The 23323-nt window shown below is 36.7% G+C and carries 21 protein-coding genes; 13 read left to right on the top strand and 8 right to left on the bottom strand.

The window, feature by feature from the left end; all coding sequences use genetic code 11:
* Window position 1: 1 nt before the first annotated feature.
* Window positions 2-4534, top strand: coding sequence for a coiled-coil domain-containing protein (locus tag KHA95_RS08305; protein ID WP_213137044.1), 4533 nt, complete (start codon window positions 2-4; stop codon window positions 4532-4534).
* Between the two features lie 628 nt (window positions 4535-5162).
* Here the strand turns inward: KHA95_RS08305 and KHA95_RS08310 are convergent.
* The 3 genes from KHA95_RS08310 to KHA95_RS08320 all read right to left on the bottom strand — a co-directional run bounded on the left by KHA95_RS08310 (window position 5163) and on the right by KHA95_RS08320 (window position 6579).
* Window positions 5163-5642, bottom strand: coding sequence for a LysR family transcriptional regulator substrate-binding protein (locus KHA95_RS08310; RefSeq protein ID WP_213137045.1), 480 nt, complete (start codon window positions 5640-5642; stop codon window positions 5163-5165).
* A 187-nt stretch (window positions 5643-5829) separates the two neighbouring features.
* The gene (locus KHA95_RS08315; RefSeq protein ID WP_213137046.1) at window positions 5830-6219 is read right to left on the bottom strand and encodes a cupredoxin domain-containing protein; all 390 of its coding nucleotides are present in this window, start codon (window positions 6217-6219) and stop codon (window positions 5830-5832) included.
* 216 nt (window positions 6220-6435) lie between these two features.
* Window positions 6436-6579, bottom strand: coding sequence for a hypothetical protein (locus KHA95_RS08320; protein ID WP_213137047.1), 144 nt, complete (start codon window positions 6577-6579; stop codon window positions 6436-6438).
* Between the two features lie 367 nt (window positions 6580-6946).
* On the opposite strand from KHA95_RS08320, the gene KHA95_RS08325 reads away from it, so the two are divergent.
* From KHA95_RS08325 to KHA95_RS08345, 6 genes are all read left to right on the top strand, one after another.
* Window positions 6947-7147, top strand: coding sequence for a cold-shock protein (locus KHA95_RS08325; protein ID WP_213137048.1), 201 nt, complete (start codon window positions 6947-6949; stop codon window positions 7145-7147).
* 78 nt (window positions 7148-7225) lie between these two features.
* Window positions 7226-7306, top strand: a complete 81-nt coding sequence (locus KHA95_RS23345; RefSeq protein ID WP_481748430.1) for a DUF8096 family protein — start codon at window positions 7226-7228, stop codon at window positions 7304-7306.
* Window positions 7307-7502: 196 nt separating this feature from the next.
* Window positions 7503-8951, top strand: a complete 1449-nt coding sequence (locus tag KHA95_RS08330) for a DEAD/DEAH box helicase (protein ID WP_213137049.1) — start codon at window positions 7503-7505, stop codon at window positions 8949-8951.
* A gap of 19 nt (window positions 8952-8970) precedes the next feature.
* Entirely contained in the window at window positions 8971-9162 is a 192-nt protein-coding gene (locus KHA95_RS08335; RefSeq protein WP_213137050.1) for a hypothetical protein, read from the top strand.
* Window positions 9163-9305: 143 nt separating this feature from the next.
* The gene (locus KHA95_RS08340; RefSeq protein WP_213137051.1) at window positions 9306-9683 is read left to right on the top strand and encodes an SET domain-containing protein; all 378 of its coding nucleotides are present in this window, start codon (window positions 9306-9308) and stop codon (window positions 9681-9683) included.
* An 83-nt stretch (window positions 9684-9766) separates the two neighbouring features.
* Window positions 9767-9976, top strand: coding sequence for a hypothetical protein (locus KHA95_RS08345; RefSeq protein WP_213137052.1), 210 nt, complete (start codon window positions 9767-9769; stop codon window positions 9974-9976).
* A 269-nt stretch (window positions 9977-10245) separates the two neighbouring features.
* Here KHA95_RS08345 and cspC read toward each other — a convergent pair whose 3' ends face one another.
* From cspC to KHA95_RS08370, 5 genes are all read right to left on the bottom strand, one after another.
* Entirely contained in the window at window positions 10246-10449 is a 204-nt protein-coding gene (gene cspC, locus KHA95_RS08350) for a cold shock protein CspC (RefSeq protein ID WP_213137053.1), read from the bottom strand.
* A 715-nt stretch (window positions 10450-11164) separates the two neighbouring features.
* Window positions 11165-12154: an ABC transporter substrate-binding protein gene (locus KHA95_RS08355; RefSeq protein ID WP_481748422.1), complete on the bottom strand. Its 990-nt coding sequence runs from the start codon at window positions 12152-12154 to the stop codon at window positions 11165-11167.
* 232 nt (window positions 12155-12386) lie between these two features.
* On the bottom strand, window positions 12387-13889 hold the full coding sequence (locus KHA95_RS08360; RefSeq protein WP_213137054.1) for an ATP-binding cassette domain-containing protein: 1503 nt from the start codon (window positions 13887-13889) through the stop codon (window positions 12387-12389).
* Window positions 13890-13915: 26 nt separating this feature from the next.
* Window positions 13916-14974: a sensor histidine kinase gene (locus tag KHA95_RS08365; protein ID WP_213137055.1), complete on the bottom strand. Its 1059-nt coding sequence runs from the start codon at window positions 14972-14974 to the stop codon at window positions 13916-13918.
* A 22-nt stretch (window positions 14975-14996) separates the two neighbouring features.
* Window positions 14997-16628: a response regulator transcription factor gene (locus tag KHA95_RS08370; RefSeq protein WP_213137056.1), complete on the bottom strand. Its 1632-nt coding sequence runs from the start codon at window positions 16626-16628 to the stop codon at window positions 14997-14999.
* 271 nt (window positions 16629-16899) lie between these two features.
* On the opposite strand from KHA95_RS08370, the gene KHA95_RS08375 reads away from it, so the two are divergent.
* From KHA95_RS08375 to KHA95_RS08400, 6 genes are all read left to right on the top strand, one after another.
* Entirely contained in the window at window positions 16900-18468 is a 1569-nt protein-coding gene (locus tag KHA95_RS08375; RefSeq protein ID WP_213137057.1) for a sugar ABC transporter ATP-binding protein, read from the top strand.
* Window positions 18389-19372, top strand: a complete 984-nt coding sequence (locus KHA95_RS08380) for an ABC transporter permease (protein WP_213137058.1) — start codon at window positions 18389-18391, stop codon at window positions 19370-19372. The genes KHA95_RS08375 and KHA95_RS08380 overlap by 80 nt, the downstream gene beginning before the upstream one ends.
* Window positions 19373-19459: 87 nt before the next feature.
* Window positions 19460-20440: a sugar ABC transporter substrate-binding protein gene (locus KHA95_RS08385; protein WP_213137059.1), complete on the top strand. Its 981-nt coding sequence runs from the start codon at window positions 19460-19462 to the stop codon at window positions 20438-20440.
* A 28-nt stretch (window positions 20441-20468) separates the two neighbouring features.
* Complete coding sequence (locus KHA95_RS08390) at window positions 20469-21533, top strand: alcohol dehydrogenase catalytic domain-containing protein (RefSeq protein WP_349305450.1); 1065 nt, start codon at window positions 20469-20471, stop codon at window positions 21531-21533.
* A gap of 549 nt (window positions 21534-22082) precedes the next feature.
* The gene (locus KHA95_RS08395) at window positions 22083-22613 is read left to right on the top strand and encodes a tubby C-terminal domain-like protein (RefSeq protein WP_213137060.1); all 531 of its coding nucleotides are present in this window, start codon (window positions 22083-22085) and stop codon (window positions 22611-22613) included.
* A gap of 65 nt (window positions 22614-22678) precedes the next feature.
* Window positions 22679-23272 (top strand): restriction endonuclease, encoded by a 594-nt coding sequence (locus KHA95_RS08400; protein ID WP_349305451.1) that lies wholly within the window; start codon window positions 22679-22681, stop codon window positions 23270-23272.
* Window positions 23273-23323 lie beyond the last annotated feature (51 nt).

The raw sequence follows: 23323 nt of genomic DNA on the forward strand, positions 1-23323 counted from the left end.
GATGGCAGCCATAGCCGAGATTCGAGTGGTTAACTTGCATTACGCTAAACAAAATAATTATTATGATGATTTAACCTTCCATTTTTTAACCGAAGCGGGGATTCCAAGTAATGGAGCCATTACTTTCCCAAACGGGAATGGAAAGGGTGCGCTAATTCAAGCGATTAACCAAATCTTTTTACCGGAAACCGCCTGGGGAAACAACGATGAAAATACCTCTTTGCATTACTTTATGAAAGGGAACAAATTTGTCCCTTATACGTTTTACATTATGATTGAATGGTGGATTTCTTATACTCGCCGCCTCATGACAGGGATTGCGATGACCGCAGAGGAAATCACAGACCCAAAACCAGAGTATCGAATTAGGTATCGATTATTCGGGAAAAAGTATGTTAAAAACGAATATGCGATTCAACAATTACCTGTATGGGATAAGGAAAACAAAACGGTAATGGACTTTTTTACATTTGAAACTCATGTCAAAGAGCAAAAGGGAATGTTTTCTTATGCGCCGAGTGGGAAAGGAAATTTCTTCAAAGAATGCCGTACCCACGGTGTCTTTGAAAGTGATTGGGCAGAGCTAAAGAAAATCAACCGGTATGAAGCAGGAATTGGTCCTTATTTTGAGCAAAAAAAAGCCACGAAGAATGAAACCTTTTTCCGGCATCTATTAATTCCTTCGATAGTGGAAAGAAATGAAATCGTCAACGGGATTAATATCCAATCGCAACTTAGCCAACAATTTAAAGATAGTGCTACGATTGCCAATAATTTACCGCATTTGCTAGCGCGAGAAAAATATCATTATGAGATATTAGAAATGGTCTCGCTTTTTGACGGTCCCATCAAAAACTATGAATTTGCCGAAAAGCAAATAATAGAGCATAAACGAACTGGTGAAAATATCTTAGGAAATATAGACAAGAAACTGCAAGAGTTAGAAAATCAAGCGGAGGAACTTAATAACTGGGGGGCGGAATTGGAAAAGCAGCGGGATGAAAACGGATGGGAAAAGGATAATTTAAAATATGTGAAAGCGGTACGAGAGTTAAGAGAGAAGCAAGAAGAACAGGAACAAGCAAGTTTAGACCAAAAAGATGCTGCTTTTGATAAGGAAAAGGCCTATAAAAAGCGACTGGAAGCAGAGAAGAAGCTACTGGTTAAGAAATACCGAGAAGAAGAGAAAAAGTATCAAACGATTGAGGCTGACATTAAGCGTATAGAAAAATCGACGGAAATGATAGAAATATCAACAAAGGAACGAGCCATCAAACAGCCCCTTGAAAACCGATGGGCAGAGGTCGAAGAGGAATTGCAAAAGGTTCAAGCGCAGTATCAAGGGTTTACCCAACAAAAGAAAAAGGAAGCCACTAAGCTCGTTCAGGAAAATCGAGAATTAGCTACTGCTATAGGAAGGTTAGATGTGCAGCTTTCGTCTGTGACGAATCGAATCGAAGAGTTTGGAACTTTACTCGAAAAAATGAAGCAGAAATTTGGTTACTCGGTTCATGTCAAACCAGAACAGGCAAAAGCGTTACTCCAAACAGAAATAGAAGAAACTCAATCATTGCAAAGGAAAGCCGAACAGGAGGAGCTTTCCTTACTAGCGGAGCAAGGGAAACTTGCCGAAGAAGTTTGGACGTTAAATAACGAGAAAAGCACGATTGAGACACAGCGAGGAGAAGTAAAAGGGCGAATTCCTCAACAACAACGAAAACAATTTGAGTGGATGAATCAAACTTCAAGGCTCTTAAAACTGACTCTGGAAGAGTGCGAAGCCACCTATGACTGGCTATATTCAGTTTTTCCAGCTCTTCAAGATTTGCGTGAAAAAAGGGGGAAACGAGAGAGGGAATTGACGGTGGAGCTTTTAAAGCTGGAGCAACAACTCCAAATATCAGATGCGGACCGTTTCCTTTTTAATACCGATATTCAAAGAATTAGTGAAAAGCTGGCTCACTACAATGTCTATCATCAGACGGGTTCCGAATTTCTTATGGAGTTAAAGGAAGAGGAGAGAGAACATTATAATCGCCAGTTTCCTAGTCTTAAATACAGCATTATCGTTCAAACCCAAAATTTGCAAGATTTAAGGCAAAAACTCCAATTCAACGACGAACTATTGCAAAGTCCAGTGAATCTTGTAGAAGCGAGACAACTCGACCAGTTATCCGATACCAGCTTTCTTTTTTGGAACCAGGCAGATGAGTTTGTAGAACAACCAGAAAAATGGAAAGAATTCCTACAAGCCTCTCTAGAGGAAAAGGTAAAGTTGGAAGATGAAATTCAAAAAGTTGCTCAAGAAATAGAAGAAATCCAAGTTTTGATTCAAGATGTGCAACGTTTCCCGCAAACAGACAGTGCGGACTTTCTCGCGCAGGAACTTATCCGGTTGAATGAAAGCTACGAACAATGTGAAAAGGAGCTAACCGCAAAAAGGGCGAAACAAACCGAACTCAAAAAGAAAATTGAAGAGAACAAAACAAAACAGAAAAACGCAGGACTGACCTTAAATGAAAAGGAAAAGGACTGGAGTGAATTAGAAATTTTCATTGAGCGTCTTCATCAACATCATGGGGATGTAACCCTTCAGTCCACTCTTTCAACGGAACTAACACAAAAACAATTGAAGCTAGAAGCGCTCATGCAACAAGCAACTAATATAGATGAAGAGTTGAAAAAGTGGCAAGATTATTATGCTGACTGGAAAGCGAGTATGTTTCAAAAAGTGGAACGCATTGCTAAAATTATCCCGAATGCAGTGTTTCCAAAAGAGGTAAGGGTTGAGGTGGGAACGGAAGAAATCCCTACACCTATCCTGCCGGATTTTTTGTTCGACAGTATCATGGGGAACGTGGCTCAGCATGAGGAGTTAACTTATACATTAGAACAAAAATCTACTAAAATTGCCGAGTTAAAAGGAATGAATAAGGTCAATATCGGTCTCTTGCAAGATGCTAAAGAAGAGTTATTGAAATGCGATCTAGAGGGATTATCGCTTTCGGAGCCGGTTGAACCGCTTGACTTCTTAAAACAACAGAAAGAAAGAGTAGTTACAAACGCCAAGCACGCGGCGAAGAGGTTGCAAAGTGCAGAAAAAACGCTCGAATCTCTGACAGCGGTGGCGGAAAGAATTGAAGAGCAAGTAAACGGGCTGATAGAAGATATCCGACAAAACCACAAATGTTCCGTCGATGACTGGGAGAACGTTGATTTAGAAGTAAAGGGAAAAGAAATTGCTGAAGAATCGAGCCGGATTCAAGTGGAATTGAGTGCCCAAGACAAGGCACTGAAAGAACTTCAAACTATGAAGAACACGTTAGAAAAGGGAAGACCGACGATTGCTGTTCAAATTGGGGCCCCTCCTATGTTGGTGTTTTCCATCAAGGAAAACATCGATGAGTTAATCGAAACCATCAACCAAGTGGTGGAAGAATGGAGCCAAGAATTTGAAAAAAGAAAAAGAAGACGAACCGAGGCGTTTAATGCGTTAAATCGTATCAAAAGAAAGAGCCTAGAAGACATTAAAGTATCCAACTGGGATGAAAAAACCAAACAAAATCTTCTTGAACAATATAACGCGATGGAAGTAGCCAATCTCCCTTCCACCGTGGAAACGATAGAAGGAATTCAGGCATTGTCCAAATATGAACTAGAAGTAATGGAAGAAGATAAGAAAAAAGGCGTAGAGGCTAGGGAACGATGGGTGAGGTATGCTGCTCAGTTTTCGTCTAATATCGTTAAAGCCATTATAGAAATGGCAGAGTCCATGGAGGTCAAAAATCGTGGCGGATTTACCTTCCCACTGGTGAAAATCCAAAACAAACGCAAACTATCCACCAAAGCAGATGATTATCAGGTTGCATTGGAGCGGTACTTCGATGAAGCCATTAAAAAGGCTACTCAAATGAACATACCGGTGGGGTCAATGACCATTCGGGAAATTAATCAAATCATTTACATCGCCGATATTGTGTATACCGCATTAGGGAACCAATATCCATTATTTGATATTTATTATCTCGATAAGGACAATGTTTTTATGTACGACTCCCCAAGACCCGAATATTACGTAGATTGGGAAGTGCTAAATGAAGGGTCAATAACCAATCCAGCAGGAAGCGGTGGACAGAGGGTCGCAGGACGGACAATTATGTTCCTGATGATGATGTCTCATAAACGGAAAGTAGCTGATAAGGACTGGCAATTTTTTTATATGGACAACCCGTTTGCTAATGCTATTTCCGCTAGTGTGGTAGACCCGATTTTCGCAATTACCGAAGCGTTGAATTATCAATTAATTGTTGTGGCTCCTCCTGAATTAATGAAAGCCGAGATTTCGATGAAGTTTCCATCTTTACATGATTTATCATTCGAAAAAGAAGCAACAGGGAAAAGTAGAGTCTTGGTTACGAGAAGACAATATTTATCGCCTAGCGGGTTTATGACGGAAGCATTTGAGGATGAAGTTATTGGTTTTTCAACAGTGAAAAACACGGAAGTGGAGCAAGGTGAATTTATCCTAGATTAAAAATAAAGTATTTTCTGAGTGAATAAACACTGTTGTATTGTACAAGAACCTGTAAAAAGCTTCCGGGTTCCGTTTACTATCATAAAACATTAATTTACAGCTTAAAGCGTGAAGTAAAAAGTAATTAAAAAGCACAGGCAATCTGAAGGGCTTGCTAGGGAAGCGGTAAGGAATAACCCCCACAAAAGCAGCGGTACTTTAATCTGCTGATTTATTTTCCATTTGAAAATATAATCAGGCTATGATATGAAAGGGAATTTTGTTATAGCCCCTATCGAATTTGAACTATGATAAAGCTATTTTTGCCACGGACAAATGCGTTTCCTTTGTATGATAGAAAAACCTATTGATATTTTTAAAATAAAAGAACTTTCCGGAGTCTTAGTGACGCACGTGCTGGGGCGAAGTATTGATCATTAACATTGCTCGAAGTAATATTAAGACAATGCGGAAAGGAAGACTATTTTGGATATATTGTGTTTAAAGCCTTCAAAAATTATATCTATTATGATACCCATTGCTATTAGTGGGAGCGTCAAGAAATTGTGAATGTACAAGATAAGAAATCACAAAATAAAATCCCAATTTCCCAGCATCATCGGGCCATTGGGATTTTCTTTGTTACGAGTTATTTCACCATTTCCCAAAACTTTGTTGCTGCTTTTGAAATGGGTGCATCTTTTAATTTCATCAGCACGGGTTCTACGTTAAAATCAAACTGACTGAATTCGTATATCTTTAAATGTTCAACAAATAGGGATTTGTAGTTCATTCTTGGGATAATAGGGATGCCTAATCCTCGATTGACAAGTGCAACAAGGAGTGGGATGTCTTTGCATTCGATAATAATATTGGGTTTGACCCCATGTTTTTCAAAGGCTTTTAATAGATCTCCATGAAAGGAGTAACCTTCCATCGCACCTAGCATAATAAAAGGAAGGTGAGCAATTTCCTTTAATGTAGGTTGAGTGGAGAGAGAGGTTGTCCAACGATTAGAAACAATAAGGATGTTAGGTTCTTCTTTCAACGTTTTCGTCTCATATTGCTCTGTATTACTTGGTCTTAGAAGTAAACACCGAAGAATTGCATCACCTTGAAGTTGCGGCATTGTATTATATTTTTACGTTGATATATTGATAGGAGTTTTGGGTGGATTTGAAAAGGTGCGAGAAGTACCGTCCCTTTTTAATTGCTTCCTTTTCAAAAATGTATTTGGTGGTAATGCAGTCGGAGTTTTTTTATAAGCAAATTACCATGGCCATTAAAAAAGCAAGACCCGAATTGGGCCTTGCTCGTTATTTGACGATTACTTTTCCAACCATTCCTTTGTTTGCGTGGTATCGGCATATCAATTCATATGTACCGGGCTTTTTGGGTTTCAAGGCAATGGTTTTTTCTATTCCCGGCTGAATTTCGACGTCAATTCCGAGCTTTTCTACTGTGAAGGAGTGCTCTGTATTACCTTTGTTTTTTAATATCAAAGTTGTTGTTCTTCCATTAGGAATAGTAATGACATTCGGATTAAAGTAATCATCGTTCAACTCGACCTCAACCGAGTTCACCGTCTGCATAGGCTGTGTTACGGTGCCGGATTCGGCAAATACGGCGATTAAGCCTGGAGTTGACACAACTACAGTCATCGCAATCAAAACGACCAATCCTGTTAACCACTTTTTCACAGGCATTTGCAATCCCTCCTTTCCTTGAAATGAAATGTAGGTAGACTCGAGCTAAAGGGTCAGTTATAAACTGGGGGCGAAATGCATGCACTTGCTCTTTTTACTGGTTCTTTTTTCGTTTCTTGCCACTGACTTTTCAGAAGAGAAGTGAATTATTGGTTATTCTATCTCCGCTTTTCGTCTACAAGAAAATCAGCTTACGTTTGAACAATAAACTTACTGTTAAAGATTATCTGTATTAATTCTGGGGATTTCTGGTTCAAGAGCCGCTGCTGCCTTAGCATTATCATTATGTCGGTCGTTTTTGGATCTATCTAATTTACTGTTACTTTCTATGTGGTTGGAATTTTTCTTTTTGTCAGCCACCTAATCACCTCCTACGGATAATATGTCCAACTTTTACCTCGAAAATAAAAATGGCTAACTTTGTTTAATATTTCGCTATTGACCGTTTCATCCTATTTGAAACTATTAAACGTTAAAGCAAATTACCGTAAAGCAACTATTTCGGAAAAAGAGGCAATCATTACCTCTTCAAAAACCTATCTTTATGTTTCAAAGTAGATTTTATTATCTTCATTAGAAATTTGCTATTTCATCATATATCTGTTATTCTAAGAAAGAATTATTTTTGTTCTATTTCAGATTGAGAATAGATTTTGTTTTTCGTCTAAGGTATTTGAGCAAGGATAGTAACATATTGTGTGGATATCCGCACTAGGAGGCAACAATTATGGAACAAGGTAAAGTTAAGTGGTTTAATGCAGAAAAAGGTTTTGGATTCATCGAGCGTGAAACAGGAGAGGACGTATTCGTACATTTCTCAGCAATCCAAAGTGAAGGTTTCAAATCTTTAGACGAAGGTCAAAATGTAACTTTTGAAATAGAACAAGGACAACGTGGCCTACAAGCTACAAACGTTCAAAAAGCTTAATAACGGCTAGAAAAAAACCCTACATGTAGGGTTTTTTTTATGTGCTTAATAAAGAATATGATTTAAGAATTATTTATAATTTTAAGGAATCCCGATATAAAGAGTGGCCGATGTGATAACTGCCAACATGGCGATTTAAAAGTATATACAAGATTCTAAGCTCATTCGCAAATGTAAAAGTTGGAATGACGAAGAGTGTTTACCCCTATCAGTTGATAGGCTTTATTTTTAATGTCTTTCACTTTAGAGAAATCATTCTTACAATTTTTGCAGATCATCCATAATCCAGGTAGTTTGTATGGTAATAATCTTCTCGGAAATAATAAAGCAAATCAAAAATAAAAGAGGGTATATGATGTTGAAAAACAGTTTTAAAGATTATTCCTTAAGTGATGAAATCACACACGCGCTTCATAGCTTAGAATATAGAACGCCAACAGAAGTACAGAGTAAAGCTATACCTCATGTATTAGAGAAAAAAGATCTTGTTGTGAAATCACAAACAGGGAGTGGAAAGACGGCATCGTTTGGGATTCCCATTTGTGAATTGATTGATTGGAAGGAAAACAAACCTCAAGCGTTAATTTTAACACCGACGAGAGAGCTTGCTGTTCAAGTGAAAGAGGATATCATAAATATAGGCAGATTTAAACGAATAAAAGCAACTGCGGTCTTTGGGAAACAACCTTTTGCCATTCAAAAAACAGAATTAAAGCAAAAAACACATGTAGTAGTAGGTACTCCGGGACGAGTGTTAGATCATATGAAAAGAGATACATTGGTCTTAGACCAGATTCGCTATCTTGTTATTGATGAAGCCGACGAAATGTTAAACATGGGATTTATTGAACAAGTTGAAGCTATTATTACAAAATTACCTCGAAATCGAGTGACAATGTTATTCTCAGCTACTTTACCTGCGGCGGTAAAAGATTTATCGCTTAAATATATGAAAACACCTATTGATATTGAGATTAAAGCGACTGGTCTCACGACAGACAAAATTGATCATTCTCTACTTCAAGTAGCTGAAGATGATAAATTTTCTCTGCTGCAAGATATAACGATTGTTGAAAATCCAGATAGCTGCATCATTTTTTGTCGGACAAAAGATCGAGTAGATACTGTATGTAAGCAATTATTGGAGTCAGGTTATAACTGTGATAAAATTCACGGTGGCATGGTACAGGATGATCGACTTGATGTAATGAAAGATTTCAGAAGGGGCAAATTCCGCTACCTAGTTGCTACTGATGTAGCCGCTAGAGGAATTGATATTGATAATATTACACATGTCATTAACTATGACCTCCCATTAGAGAAAGAGAGTTATGTTCATCGCACGGGAAGAACGGGAAGGGCAGGTCAAAAAGGAAAAGCTATCACGCTTGTTACCCCATTTGAAGATAGGTTTTTAACTGAATTGGAGGATTATATTGGTTTTAAGATCCCAGCCATGACCGCTCCATCTAAAAAAGAGGTTGAAAGTAAGAAAATCGCTTTTGATGCAAAAATGGATGCGAAACCAATGATAAAAAAAGCTAAAAGTGAACAACTTAACAAACATATTATGAAACTGTATTTTAATGGTGGTAAGAAAAAAAAGCTTAGAGCAGTAGATTTTGTTGGTACGATTGCTAAACTTAACGGTGTTACAGCCGAGGACATCGGTATCATTACAATACTAGATACTGGTACGTACGTTGAAATATTAAACGGTAAAGGTCCGATCGTGCTGACAAGGATGAGGAACAAAACAATTAAAGGGAAGTTGTTGAGAGTGTCCGTAGCTACGAAGGAATAATAAAGGAGTTCAAATATTTATGAAGTATACAAAATCACAAATGAAAAAGCTAATCAAAGAAAATAAAGAATTACAATTACGATTAAAAGAGTTGATGCAAGAACACGACCTTGAGAAAGACTTTGCTCTTAAAGCTTTATACCATTCAGAAGTTGCTGAAGGTGGTAAATATCAGTTATCATACCAAGAACTTGACTCACCCAAAGGGTAAGTCATTTTTTATAAAAGATCATGGAAAGTAGATAGCAAGTACATGATACTATTGGAGAGTCTCCTATTTAAATAAAAAGAGCTTAATGTACAAATGAATGTTACAGTTAGACAGAATATCTTAAAAGTGGGTAGGCGAACAACATGGTTGAGATAAAAACATCTCCGCTAAGTGATGGAGAATTCAATAGAGGGGTATTTGCTACATGTGATATCAAAAAAGGGGAGCTTTTACATGAAGCACCTGTAATTTCTTATCCAAACGACCAGCATCAATACATTGAGCACACCATACTCGCTGATTACGCTTTTGAGTATGGGATAAATCATTCTGCGATTCTTCTTGGATATGGTATGTTGTTTAACCATTCTTATGAACCTAATGCAAAATATAAGATTAATTTTAGAAATCACACATTTGACTTCTATGCTTTTACAGATATAAAGGCGGGAGATGAAATTCTAATCAATTATAATGGTGATGTTGATGACAAAGATCGACTGTGGTTTAATCAGGATTAATAAGGATAGTAAAATAAATCAGAACTTTGCCTTTGATTGAAAATACCTAACTTGTTTATAATCAGCGATGGAGGTGTAGGAGAATGAATAAACGATGGACAATCGATAAAATTAAAGAATTTGTTGAGAAAAATTCGGAAAGTAAGTTGCTAACGACGGAATATCACGGTTTTTCTCAAAAGTTACTATTTCAATGTGCATGTGGCAGCAATTTTGAAAAAACATTTACGAAATTTAAAAATAATCACCAACGAAAATGTGACGCGTGCCAAATGCCAAAACCCTCACGCTAAGCGTATAGCGAATAAACGAAGAGAGCCGATTTCTATTAAATAAAAGTTGGCGTTTTTTTCATTTCAAAAAGAAAAATAAATAACTGATTTCGCATATTGTTAATCCAGTATGTTATACTGTAAACAAGCCTTTGAAGCTTTAAATCTTTTACCATTACCTGTACCATCTCCCTACTCGAACGTTGAGTAGGGTTTTTTATTGAGTATTATAGAAAATCATAAAAAAACAGGCCCTATATAAAGAGCCTGTTTGTATAAACGATTTATGATTAAGCAATTTTTTGAACGTTAGCTGCTTGAGCTCCACGAGCACCTTGCTCAACGTCAAATGTTACTTTTTGACCTTCGTCTAAAGATTTGAAGTCGTCACTTTGTATTGCAGAGAAGTGTACGAATACATCGTCTCCATTTTCACGTTCGATAAAGCCAAAACCTTTTTCTGCATTAAACCATTTAACTGTACCTTGTTCCATTTTTGTTGCCCCCAGTGCGTTACCACACATTGTATTACTATCCTCGCCCAAAGTATCATCAAGATGAAAAGTTGAAATTCATACTATCCTTTACACCGAACAAAAATAATTCTTCTTTAACATATCAGAAAAAAGAAAAAATGCAAATTGTTACTAAAATAGTAAAAATCCGTGAAGGAAAAGAAGAGCAATCATGCAATACAAACAAAGAACTCATAATGACCTTCCTAATTAAGTTTTCTTTGTTGAACGGGTGCTGCTAGTTAAACAAGAAGCTGCTTTTAGGGGGGAGCTTTTCTTGTTGAACTGAAGTGGTTTGGTTCAACATGGATACAATATAATTTGTATTAGGAAGGTGGTTTTTTGTTAGGATACAAAAGTGAATAGAGAAAATGATTTACGGGATGCTTAAAAAAGATTCCAAAAGGAAGTCATTGTGGAAGTAGCAAATCTAAGTGTGTCAAGAGGGAAGAAAATGAAAGGGAATTTGAATGGGGCGTAAGAGTACGCCTATAACGACCATAGAGTACTAAAAGTTTTTAATAGAAGCATCATCAGCAGGACCATGGCTTATAAATATGTGATGATCAAGTGTGCTAGTACAAGCACACTTGGTTATGGTTGACATTTTCGGCAAAAAAAGAACCCTCTGCGCAGGGTTCTTAATTATAAACATCAATGCTTCATTTAAAATCCCCAAAAAAGCTTCCTCTAATCAATCAAGCAACTCTGCATTCCATTCAGGTTTTATTTCAATCCCAATCGTATCTGCTATCTTTTTATTAATGACGAATTTAAGGTTTTTTGGTGGTTGAGCAGCTATTTCAGATGGTTTGCTTTCGCCAGTTAAGATCTTAACTGCCATTTCGCCAGCTTCGTGGCCAACTTCAAAAAAGTCGACACCAAATGCAGCGAAAGCACCACGTTCAAGTGAATCAATGTCGGCAGCTATTAACGGTATTTTATTATCGTTTGCGACGGATACGACTGATTCGAATGCCGTTACAACTGTATTATCTGTGACGATATAAAGCACATCGACTTGATCTACAATGGATTCAGTTGCTTGTTTCACTTCAGCCGTTGTGGAGGCAGAAGCTTCTTTCAGCACCAAGCCAAGTTCATCCATTTGCTTTTTGATTTTATCAATTTGGGCACGTGAATTTTGCTCTCCTGTGTTGTAGACTGTACCGATTGTTTTAGCGCCTAATTCATCCTTCATGAATGCGAGCGTTTTGGCAATTGAATCAGGATGATGGTGACTCGTTCCAGTTACGTTACCACCGGGTTCCTCCATAGAAGTTACCAATCCAGCACCTACTGGATCGACGACTGATGTAAAAACAATTGGAATATCAGTGGTTTTGCTTAATGCTGCCTGAGCGCTCGGTGTTGAATTAGCGAAAATAAGATCAACATTTGCTCCAACAAAGTTAGTAGCGATTGTGTCATTGGCGCTGTTATCACCTTGAGCATTTTGAACGTCATACGTCACGTTCAACCCAGATTCCTCTATTGCCTTCTGAAAGCCTTCGTGCGCCAGATTAAGTGCGGGATGCTCCATAAGTTGTGTAACGCCAATCGTATATTGCTTATCTTCATCAACAGGTTTTGGTTCCGGTGAAGCGGAGTTACTGCCGCATGCAGCTAGAATGAATGCAGCACTTACGATTGAAAGAGCACTCTTTTTCATTGTCATTTTCACTATTAATATCATCCTCATCCTTAAGTTTTTTCACCCTCTAGCCATAGCTTACGGGCCTCTCATACAATATTGTTTATTTTATGTATATGGTGCAGAGGGTCTGAATTTTTCAACTATTCACAATGATAGTGAACGATGTATTTAATGTCAATAGATTTTTAATTTAGTAAGGTTACATAACGCTGAGAGATAGTCAAGTTAAAAAAATACAATAAATAGATAACTATTCACCTTAAAACTGCCTTAAATAGCTTCCATACTTATTAATTAGCTTGCTATTCGTACGGTCATCAACGATGATATCTTCACGTACTTTGCCTTGATTAACAATAAGAATACGTTCACAAACAGAAAGTAACTCCCTTAGGTCGGATGAGATGACTAGTACAGTTATTCCTAATTTTTTTAAGGTAAGGATATCTTCATAAACAGCCGTTTTTGATGTAATATCAATCGTTTGTGCTGGATTCATACAGATTAGTAGTTCTGGATTTGTAGCGACAGCTCGACTAAAGGTGATTTTTCTTTGTATGAGTCGGTTCATTGGGATTTCCGGTTGCGGTACATAGGGATTGATGTAGCCCTTAAGAAAAAGAGAGATCAGTTCGCCCGCTGTATACTTTAACTCTGAATTATTTAATTTCCCGAAAAGACTACTCTTAAATTGCAGGGAGGCAAAGAGGATATTTTCTTCAAGGGAAAGGTTCGTAAAAAGATGATCTTGTTCAGGAACGAAGGCAATACCAGCTTGGATGGCATCCTGTGTGTGTTTAAAACAAACAGGCTTGTCTTTATAGAGAAATTCACCTTTATCTATTTTAGATAAGCCATAGATGACTTCACTTATGGCATCACCTGAGCTACTATCTACATTAAAGATTCCTAGGATTTCATTTTGATAGATGTCGAAGCTTAAATTATCAAGGGTATGCTTTAGGTAAATATTTTTTAGGGAGAGTAGAACACCCTCATTAGGTTTCCGCTCATTGTTTAATAGTTGATCACCATCTTCCACTGGATACCCGATCATCAAGGAAATAACGAGATTATCATTAAGCTCCTCTTGGTCTAAAACACCGACGGTAGAACCATCCCGCATGACAAAGAGTCGTTGACAATACGGCTTTAAATAGCGTAATTTTGTGTCAACTAAAATAATTCCTACATGAATTGATTTTAGCAATTGAAAAATTTCATCAAGCTTTAAGAGGGCACTATCTGAAAGCCCATCAAGAACATTGTCCAAAATAATGAGTGTTGCATCATTCACAATAGCCCTGCAGATTTCTATGAAGAGTCTATTTTCATCGGAAAGATTACCCACTAATTCATTCATATCAACACGGATGTCCAAAAGGTTAAGAACATCCTTTGTTTTTTTATTTATATCCTCTTTATTAATAATTATTTTGCTTTTAATTGGTGTCATATATAAATTTTCAGCCACAGTAAAGCTGTTAATTAATGAAGATTTACGTTGAATAGGAAAAATCCCTAAATCTCTTGACTGTTTCATGGATTGTAATTGCACTTTATTTTCTTGGAAAAAAGAGCGACCTTGATCAAAAGGGAGCAAGCCTGTTATTCCACCAATTAATACACTCTTTCCTGAATTGTTAACACCAATTAATCCGACAACTTCTCCTTCAAATAAATTAATATTAGCATTATTAAGAAGTATCTTATTGCCAGAATAGGTGACGATATTCTCCATTCTTAATATTTCTTTTTGCATGATCGATCATCCTTCATTTTTTACCCTCAATCTACAAGTATATTTGGTAACACAGCCTCAACCGTAGTACGAACATCGGGTGTACTCATAATATTTAGACCATAATCATTGCCAAATTGAAGTTTAATTCTTTGATTTATATTAACAAGGGCAATTCCGGTATGTTCTTTACTTTGATTTTTTAATCCCTTTCCCTTTTCCATTAACTTATTATTGATGAGTGTTAACTGATCTTCTGGGATACCAATACCGTTATCCGTCACAACTATGACTAGACGTTTTTCTGTTGTATAGGCGGTAATTTTAATAATTCCTTTATTCATGCTTTTTTCCAGTCCGTGCATAATAGCATTTTCAACTAGTGGTTGTATGATTAAATTAGGGACATTACAATGATGAAGAATATGATCATCAATAGCCATCTTAAATTCGAATTTATTATTGAAACGAAATTGTTGGATCACCATATAATTATTAACGTTCTCTAATTCTTCATAGAGCGGGATCATTTTCCCTTCCTTGGAAATCATGTTCCTAAATAGGCTGGAGAGTGCTTCTGTCATATTAGCAATCTCGTCAACTTCGTGGATTAATGCCAATCCTCGAATGGAGTCCAATGTATTATAGAGAAAATGCGGATTAATTTGACTCTGAAGAGCTATGAGCTTGGTTTCATGGCGCAGCATTTCTGATTTATATTCATCTTCGATATTCTTTTTTTGTGCATTTAACAAAGCTTTAAACCTCATCTCTAAGGCTGAGTCTGAATCTGAATCCATTGCATCTACATCGTCATTTGAACCTTTGTTATTAATAGGACCGCCGTATTCTTTAGATACTTGTTCTAATCGGGCAATAGGCTTAACGATAAATATGATGTTAAGCAAAAATAGGCACACTAGAAAAAGAAACAACACGATGAGTTGAGTCGTTTCGTAGTGGACGGGATTGATATACTGTTTTATTGAATATACAAACAGAATGGCTAGGATAGGCAATAAAAAATTTAAACAGATAATAATTAATGTACTGGTTTTGTTGAGTTTTAACATGATAATAATATGTTTCAAGGTTTTGTTAGTCATAGTCTAGTTCCTATACTTTTCTTTATGAATATTTAATGGTGCGTTTACGGTATTCAGAAGGAGTAACGCCCATTTGTTTTTTAAACTTCTTTGAAAAATATCTTGAGTCTTGGAAGCCTGATAGGGTGGCTACGTCATTAATGTTGTATTTTACGTCCTTTAGCATTTCCTTTGCGGCTTCTATGCGGTATCGATTCAAGTAGTCTAAGAAATTGATGCCAACCTCTTTTTTAAATAGAATACTAAAGTAGACTGAACTAAGATTGACGATATTAGAGATGATGTCTAATGAAATCTCTTGTTGGTAATTTTCCATAATATAGCTTTTTGCAATGCGAATAGCTGGGACTAATTCAGTTTCATTTTCTTTCGTATATTTTTCGATAAAACCTTCTATTCGATCTGTTAAAGCGCGAGCTATATCTTTTGTATTCGTGCAATAATTAAGTATCTCATCAAAGTGATATTCTTCAATAAACACATCATAAGTGGATTTATACAGTTCAAATTGATGGATGTGCTTGTAAAATAGTCTGCTAATTGTATATACGATAGTTGTATAGATTAACGTATGGTCTTTATGATAGTTACCTGCTTTTAATAAAATATCATAAATAAGAGGACGTATATTCCTCGGATTAAAGGACTTGATGGCCTCTACTAATTTTAATTCTGTTTGTTCTGTAACTAATTTTTCGATGACCTTTTCATCAATTTTGACTTGATTGGAGGTAATGATCTGCCCAATACCTAGAGCTATACGGCTGTCAATACAGTGCTTTGCATCGCCATAGCTGTTATAGCTGCCTGATAATGAAGATTGTTGGCTTCCAATACCTACAGTAATAAAGAGCTGTTCGAACTTAGCAATAATCATAGAAGAATCCTTGAAAGCTTTCTCTATGGATTCCATTAATGCCTTATAATTATTCTTTGAATAATTCGCAAGGAAGACAATGGCATTAGTATGAAAATGACTGATAACATCAAAGCATACTAAACTTGTAGATTGATAAAAGATGGTGGATAGCTTAATCAGCATTTCTTCATTAAAATCCTTGTTAAGTTGCTTTTCTGAACTATCGAGGTTCACAATAAAATAGGTAAAAGAACCTTCTTCTAACTGGGTAAAGTAGTCCTTGTTAATGGCTGTCAGGGATGCATTATCTAAGTCAATTTCTTTTAGAAGAAACTGGTTTATTAAAAAGGAACGAACTTTACTTTTACTAACACCGAGTTGCCTGTCCATTTTTCGGAGACTGATAGCGTTTTCTTTTTCGCCATCTAGCTTTGTTTTTATTTTAAACAAGATGGTTTCTAATTCTTTCTTGTTAATAGGCTTTAACATATAATCCTCAACGTTATATTGCAAAGCACTTTTCGCATACTCAAATTTCTTATGGCCACTAATAACAATGAATTTGACCTTGTTGTTCATTTCACGGACTTTTTGCATTAAGGTAATCCCATCATAACCAGGCATCCTCACGTCAACTATAACAATATCCGGCTGTAATTCCTTTACTTTTTCCAAGGCCGAAATACCATTCTCCGCAGTTCCGACGATTTTCATATCTAACTTATTCCAATCGACTAACTTTTCTATGAGAATTGAAACATATATCTCATCATCTGCAATTAGTACCTTATACAATTTAAGTTCACCGACCCCTGACGATTTTTCATCTTATTATAGGGTGATCAAATTTTATAGTCAAATAGCAATTCTGTGAAGATATTAAAAATTTCCACATAATTATAAATTTGGTCAATTGGATTTATTAATTTTATCAAATAGAATAGTCAATATAGATGTAATCGGTTGCAATCCTAACAAAATAAAGGATTTAGCAGTATGGATTATTATTAATGATTGATGAAACGGAATGATAGTTTATTAATTTTATGGCAGAAAGGAGGATTCTATGAAAGACAATATTATTTTGAAATTAGATCACATTTGTAAACAGTACCCAGGGGTTGTGGCTTTAAGTGATCTAAATATAGATTTTAAGCAGGGGGAAGTACACGCCATCCTTGGGGAAAATGGTGCTGGTAAATCAACGATGATTAAGACTATTTCTGGGGCTATCGAACCAACCAGTGGAACCATTGAAATTAATGGCAAGAGTTTTAGTCATATGACACCGACACTATCCAGAGAAAACGGTATTGCTGTTATCTACCAAGAATTTACGTTGATCCCTGTGCTAAGTGCTTCGGAAAATATATTCTTAGGGGAATATTTAATGAATGGTCTAGTCCTTGATCGCAAGACCATGGAAGAGAAATCTAGGGAGCTGTTTAAGCGATTAAACGTAGATATTGACCCTAGTACAAAGGTGGCGGATTTAACCACAGGCTATCAGCAAATTGTTGAAATTGCTAAGGCTATTTCCAAGGATGCTAAGATTCTTATTATGGACGAACCATCGGCTCCTTTAACATCCTCCGAAGTGGAGGCAATGATTAAAATAGTAGAAACATTAAAGGCTGACGGGGTGACCATTATTTATATCTCTCACCGGATGGAAGAGATTTTTCGATTATCGGACCGAGTCTCCGTCTTAAGAGACGGTCAATATATTGCAACACGGAAGACATCTGAAACAAGTAAAGCAGAGTTAATTAAATTGATGGTAGGAAGAGAACTTAGTGAAACCTATCCAAAAAGGACACAGAAATTGGGAGAAACGATTCTATCGGTTAATAATCTCTCGGGTAATGGTGTTAAGGATGTTTCCTTTGACGTTAAAAAAGGTGAAATACTAGGCCTTGCCGGTCTCATTGGGGCTGGACGTACAGAACTTGCACAACTTATTTTTGGTTGTGAAAAGGTGACTGCTGGTGAAATAATCCTTAATGGCAAGAGTATTCGACCAAAAAACAGTATAGAGGCAATTAACGAGAGGATAGCTCTTGTTCCTGAAGATCGTAAAAGACATGGACTCATTCTTGAGATGTCTATTAAAGAAAACTCATCTTTGCCAAGTTTAAGGAATATTTCAAGGGCAAAGGTGGTTGATAAGAAAAAGGAAAAAGAATTAACTAATACTTTTATGAAAGCTCTAAGAATTAAGGCTCCCACTATTAGTCAAAAGGTCAAAAATTTAAGTGGTGGTAATCAACAAAAGGTAGTTCTTGCTAAATGGCTTGCCATGGATCCAGATGTTTTGATTTTTGACGAACCTACAAGAGGTATTGACGTAGGTGCTAAAGAGGAAATTTATAATATTATGGTGGAACTTGTTGAGAAAGGAAAAACCATCATTATGATTTCATCGGATATGGAAGAGCTATTAGGGATGTCCGATCGCATTGTGATTTTAAGTCAGGGAAGAGTTACTGGTATTTTAGAGAATAACAATATAAGTCAGGAACAAATCCTATTGTATTCTGCGGGGAGTGAAATAAATGATAAAGAAAAATTTGACCATAAAATCGCAAGAGACAGCGCTACTTCTAGTACTACTGGCGTTAATTCTCATATTTAGTATTCTTTCACCACAGTTCTTTATGGTCAATAATATGTTCAATATTACAAAACAGGTTGCTACGCTAGGAATATGTGCCGTTGGGTTCACCTTTGTTCTCATCACAGGAGGTATCGATCTATCAGTAGGGTATCAAGTATCCTTGATTAATATTATTGCAGCCTATTTGATGGCCCAGCTTGATGTGAATTGGATGTTAGCAATGGTCGTAGTCATGGCAATAGGAACATTTATTGGTTTCGTAAACGGCATGATTATTACAAAGACAGGTGTTGCACCTATTATCGTTACCTTATCAATGATGATTATATTAAATGGAATTAGTTACTTAATTTCAAAGGGGTTACCAATCTTCGGTTTCCCTAAAGAATTCACTTTCTTGGGGCAAGGCAGTATTTTTTCAGTCATTCCCGTTCCCCTATTGTTTTTAGTAGTAATTATGTTCATCGGAGCCTTTATATTAAATAAGACTTACTACGGACGCTATTTTTACGCCATAGGCAGCAACGAGGAGGCAGCAAAACTTTCGGGTGTTAATACGGGAAAAGTTAGAATATTAGTCTATAGTTTATGTGGGCTTTTTACCTCTATTGGCGCCATATTATTACTTTCACGTCTGAATTCAGCACAATCTGCTACTGGGGCAGGTTTTGAGTTTAGTGTTCTTACAGCTTGCGTACTTGGCGGCGTTAGTGCAAGTGGCGGTAAAGGAACGATCTTTGGAGCGATGATTGGTGTTTTAATTGTTGGGGTGTTGGATAATGGCTTGCTGCTTCTTAATGTTAGCGCATACGTTCAGTTGGTTATTAAAGGGATTATTTTGTTAACTGCGGTAATCTACGACACTATGTCACGACAAAAGAGTGAAAAAATTAAAAGAACAAAAGCAATCAATGCTGCTTAGGAAAAGATTTTTAAGAGACTTAAATGTGAAGTTAGAGGATAACTTAATCCTAACTTATAGAGCAAAGAAATTTTAAGGGGGATCATAATGAAAAAGAAGGTATTTAGTTTATTGTCAGTGTTAACTATAATGGTTGCACTTATGACAGGTTGTAATTCAAAGGAAAAGAATGTTGCAAATGCAGGTGATGGAAAATTTAATGTAGGTATTACTTTTTCTGATTTAAGTAATCCTGTATGGGCTGAGTTAGTACAAGAGGCTAAGTCCTATGCAAAGGGTAAAAACATGAATGTTACCTATGTTGATGCGCAAAGTGATGCCACAAAACAAGTAACACAGATTGAGAACTTTATTCAAAATGGGATGGATGCCATCATTATTTGTGCCGTTGAATCAAATGCTATTGAAGATGTAACAAAAAAGGCTCAAGAGGCTGGAATCAAAGTTGTATCTTATACACAGGTTATCAAAAATTTTGACGCTCAATATCTCGTTGACCCATATAATACAGGTTATGCAGCTGGAAAAAGAGCAGCTGAATGGATTAACGAAAACTATGGTGATGAAGAAGTGGTTGAATGGGCATTAATGGATTTACCCGAATTCCCTGAGATCATTGAAAGAGCGAATGGTATTATTGCTGGTGTTGAAGAAAATACAAAAAATACGAAATTAGTGGCTACGGCTTCTGCTCTAACTGCTGAAGATGGATTAACCAATGCTGAGAACTTCTTACAAGCACATCCTAACTTAAAAGCTATGGCTAGTATCGGTGGTGGCGGAAGTGTTGGTGGAAACGAAGGTATTAAGGCGTCAGGTATTACAGATTATGATTCTATTGGTCTATTTGGTATTGATGCAACTGAACAAGAAATTTTAAATATAATTAATGGAGAACCACAAAAATCTTCTGTGAGTCTAGGCGGCGGAAAGGCACATGGTCAACAATTAATTGACATAGCCACTGGATTATTGACTGGTGAAGATGTGGAAGAAACTGTCTATATGCCAATTGAAGTGATCGATGCATCCAATGCAGAGGAATACTACAAGCGTATTTACAAATAAGAAAAAACTTACAGCGAGGTGAAGATAAGTGGCTAAAACAATGAAGGGGTTAGTGACATACGCCCCCTATGATTATCGCTACGAAGATGTACCTATTCCTGAAATTGGTGATGGGGAGATATTAATAAAGGTAAAAGGCTGTGGTATTTGCGCTGGCGATGTGAAATCGTATCATGGTGGGATTCGCATTTGGGGTACGAGTGAAGAGAATCGTTACATTGAAGCACCTTGTGTAGGTGGTCATGAATTCTATGGTCAGATCGTCGCTATGGGTGAAGGTGTTACAGGATTTGAGATAGGTGATGACATTACTACGGAACAAATTGTACCATGTAATGAATGTAAGTTTTGTAAAGAAGGTAAGTATTGGATGTGTACCAGATCCGCTGTTTTTGGATTTAAACAATACGCTCAGGGTGGATTTGCCGAATATGTAAAATTGGACAAAAATTGTATCAATCACAAAATTCCAAAGGAGTTTACACCCGAACAAGCCGTTTTAATAGAACCGATTGCTTGTGGTATGCATGCTATCGAGAAAGCTAATATTCAACATAGTGATGTTGTTGTCATAGCAGGGCTGGGAGCCATCGGACTCTCTATGGTGAACATGGCTAAATTAAACCTACCTAAAATGATTATTGGTCTTGATGTAAAGCCTAAACGCTTAGCTATGGGAAAGGATTTTGGAGCAGATGTTGTTCTTAATCCTATGGAATGCGATGTAGTTGAAGAAATCATGAAATTAACCGACGGATTAGGATGCGACGTTTATGTCGAGGCATCGGGGAGTCCTAAAAGTGTAAAACAGGGCTTAGATTCATTGAGGAATTTAGGAAGATATGTACAAATGGGTGTTTTTGCTGACGAGGTTACCGTTGACTGGAATATCATTGGAGATGGAAAAGAGCTTAATATAATTGGTTCCCATCTATCAGCGTTAACCTTCCCATCCGTTATAAGTGGTATTCAATCTGGTGCCATTAAGACCGATGGTTTAATTTCACACACCTATCCTCTAAAGGACTGGAAGGAAGCTTTTGAGGCTACGGAAGAGAATCCAGAAGCCATTAAAATTATGTTAATACCATAATAGTAATTTAATATTGTCCCAGGTGAAACCAAAAATAGGGGTGATATTGGGACATTAATAGACGAGGTAGACCCTTATAGAAAATATAATGGTTTTACCTCTTTTTTAATTTTACTTATGGAATCAAGAATACGAAAAGATTAAAAAGGAACTTGCTTATGGAGCTAGTGCTTAGGAAAAAGCAATTGTAATAAAAAACATCTTTTATCAAAAAAGGCTTGGTCCACATTGTATTGATTTTTATTTGGGACCTTTGTTACTGCAAACGATGATATAGGTAATGATGTGTTTTTTTAGTATATTTTGAAAGCAAATTTTAGAGAAAAAGAACTCTACTCAAGTTGTTTGGCAGTGGAGCTGGAGTATAGCTTAATCGCTTAAGTGAGACTAGATCAATACGGATACACTCCATTAATTAGATAAAGCAGCAGGACTTTCATCTGCTTCATTATTTTTTACTAAAATCATGTTCACTGAAGAAAGCCCCATTCTATCAAATATGAGCTATGATAAAGATATAAAAGCTTGGGGTAGAAAGGAGGACTTTCGATGACTTCATATACATATCAATTGCCCTTTTATCGAGGAAGGCTAAAACCAATCGAGATTTTTGATGATCAGCAACAGAAGCTCGGATCGTTTCAGCGCTATTACCGTAATACTATCCAAAAAATAATCGATCGAGTGATGGGATATGACTTTGCCCTTAATGTTCGTTCACTTGACGCTGATCATCAATTAATTTGTGAGTTGATGGAGGAAATGCATTTCAAATCTTGGTTGCGCACAACATGGAAAGGGTATTCGCGCAACTTGGGGGATTTTACACTCCATGATAAGTCGAAAATTAAGACTCATCCCCGAATGGAAGTGCATACTAGTGTTGGAGATACATATTTGATTCAAAAAGATTTTGCGGATAGAAGGGTTTGGTTCAAAGATAAAGATGGGAGGACATTGGCGGAGGTTACTTATGATAAAATTATGCCACCACAAACCATTAATATTCATTTACATTCCTCGGAATTACAAGTCTATGAGGCCGCAGTTCTCTATTATATTTTAAGCATGAAATATTGAAGTACTTTTATATAAGAATAATCAATCTCCTTTTTGCCTATAACTGTTGCAAAGGAGTTGATCGAGTGGTTTATGTCGAGATTTTGGCTAGTATTGTATTGATCGCGGCATTTATTCATTTTCAAATGACGAAAAGAAAAAACAAATATAATCTAGATTTAATTAGTGAGCAACTTTGCTCAAGTGATGAATTAAAAAAGACGCTTGCAATGGGATTATATTTACGGTTTAAACAGGAAGATGAAGAGGTGGAATACTCCTCTGCTTTCATTAAGGAAGATCCGTTGTTTTTTGAAAATTTTGTAGCGGATGTTTTTGAGCGAGTTAGCGGGGGAAGGGCTTGGGTATTGCCGCCAAATGGAGATTACGGTGTAGATTTTGAATATGATACGGAAGAGGGAAAGTACTTAGCTCAGGTTAAATGCCAAAAAGATGATTTGCCATTTGATCCGATTGCGTTAATCCATTCGAATGTGGTGAAAAGAGATGCGGTTGGTGGTTATGTCATAACAACAGGAGCTTTTACGTCGGCAGCTAAAAGGTATGCCGACGGATTGAATGTTGAATTAATTGATGGTGTGAAGCTTGTGGAATTATGGATAGAAGGACTTCAAGAGAATCAAGAGGAAGTAATAAAGGCAATTCCTGAATGGACGTAAATTTGAGAGTGCTAGAGAAAAATAAAAGCTACTACACCTATCAACGCTTGG

This window comes from Bacillus sp. FJAT-50079 (genome assembly GCF_018343515.1).
GTDB lineage: Bacteria > Bacillota > Bacilli > Bacillales > Bacillaceae_C > Lederbergia.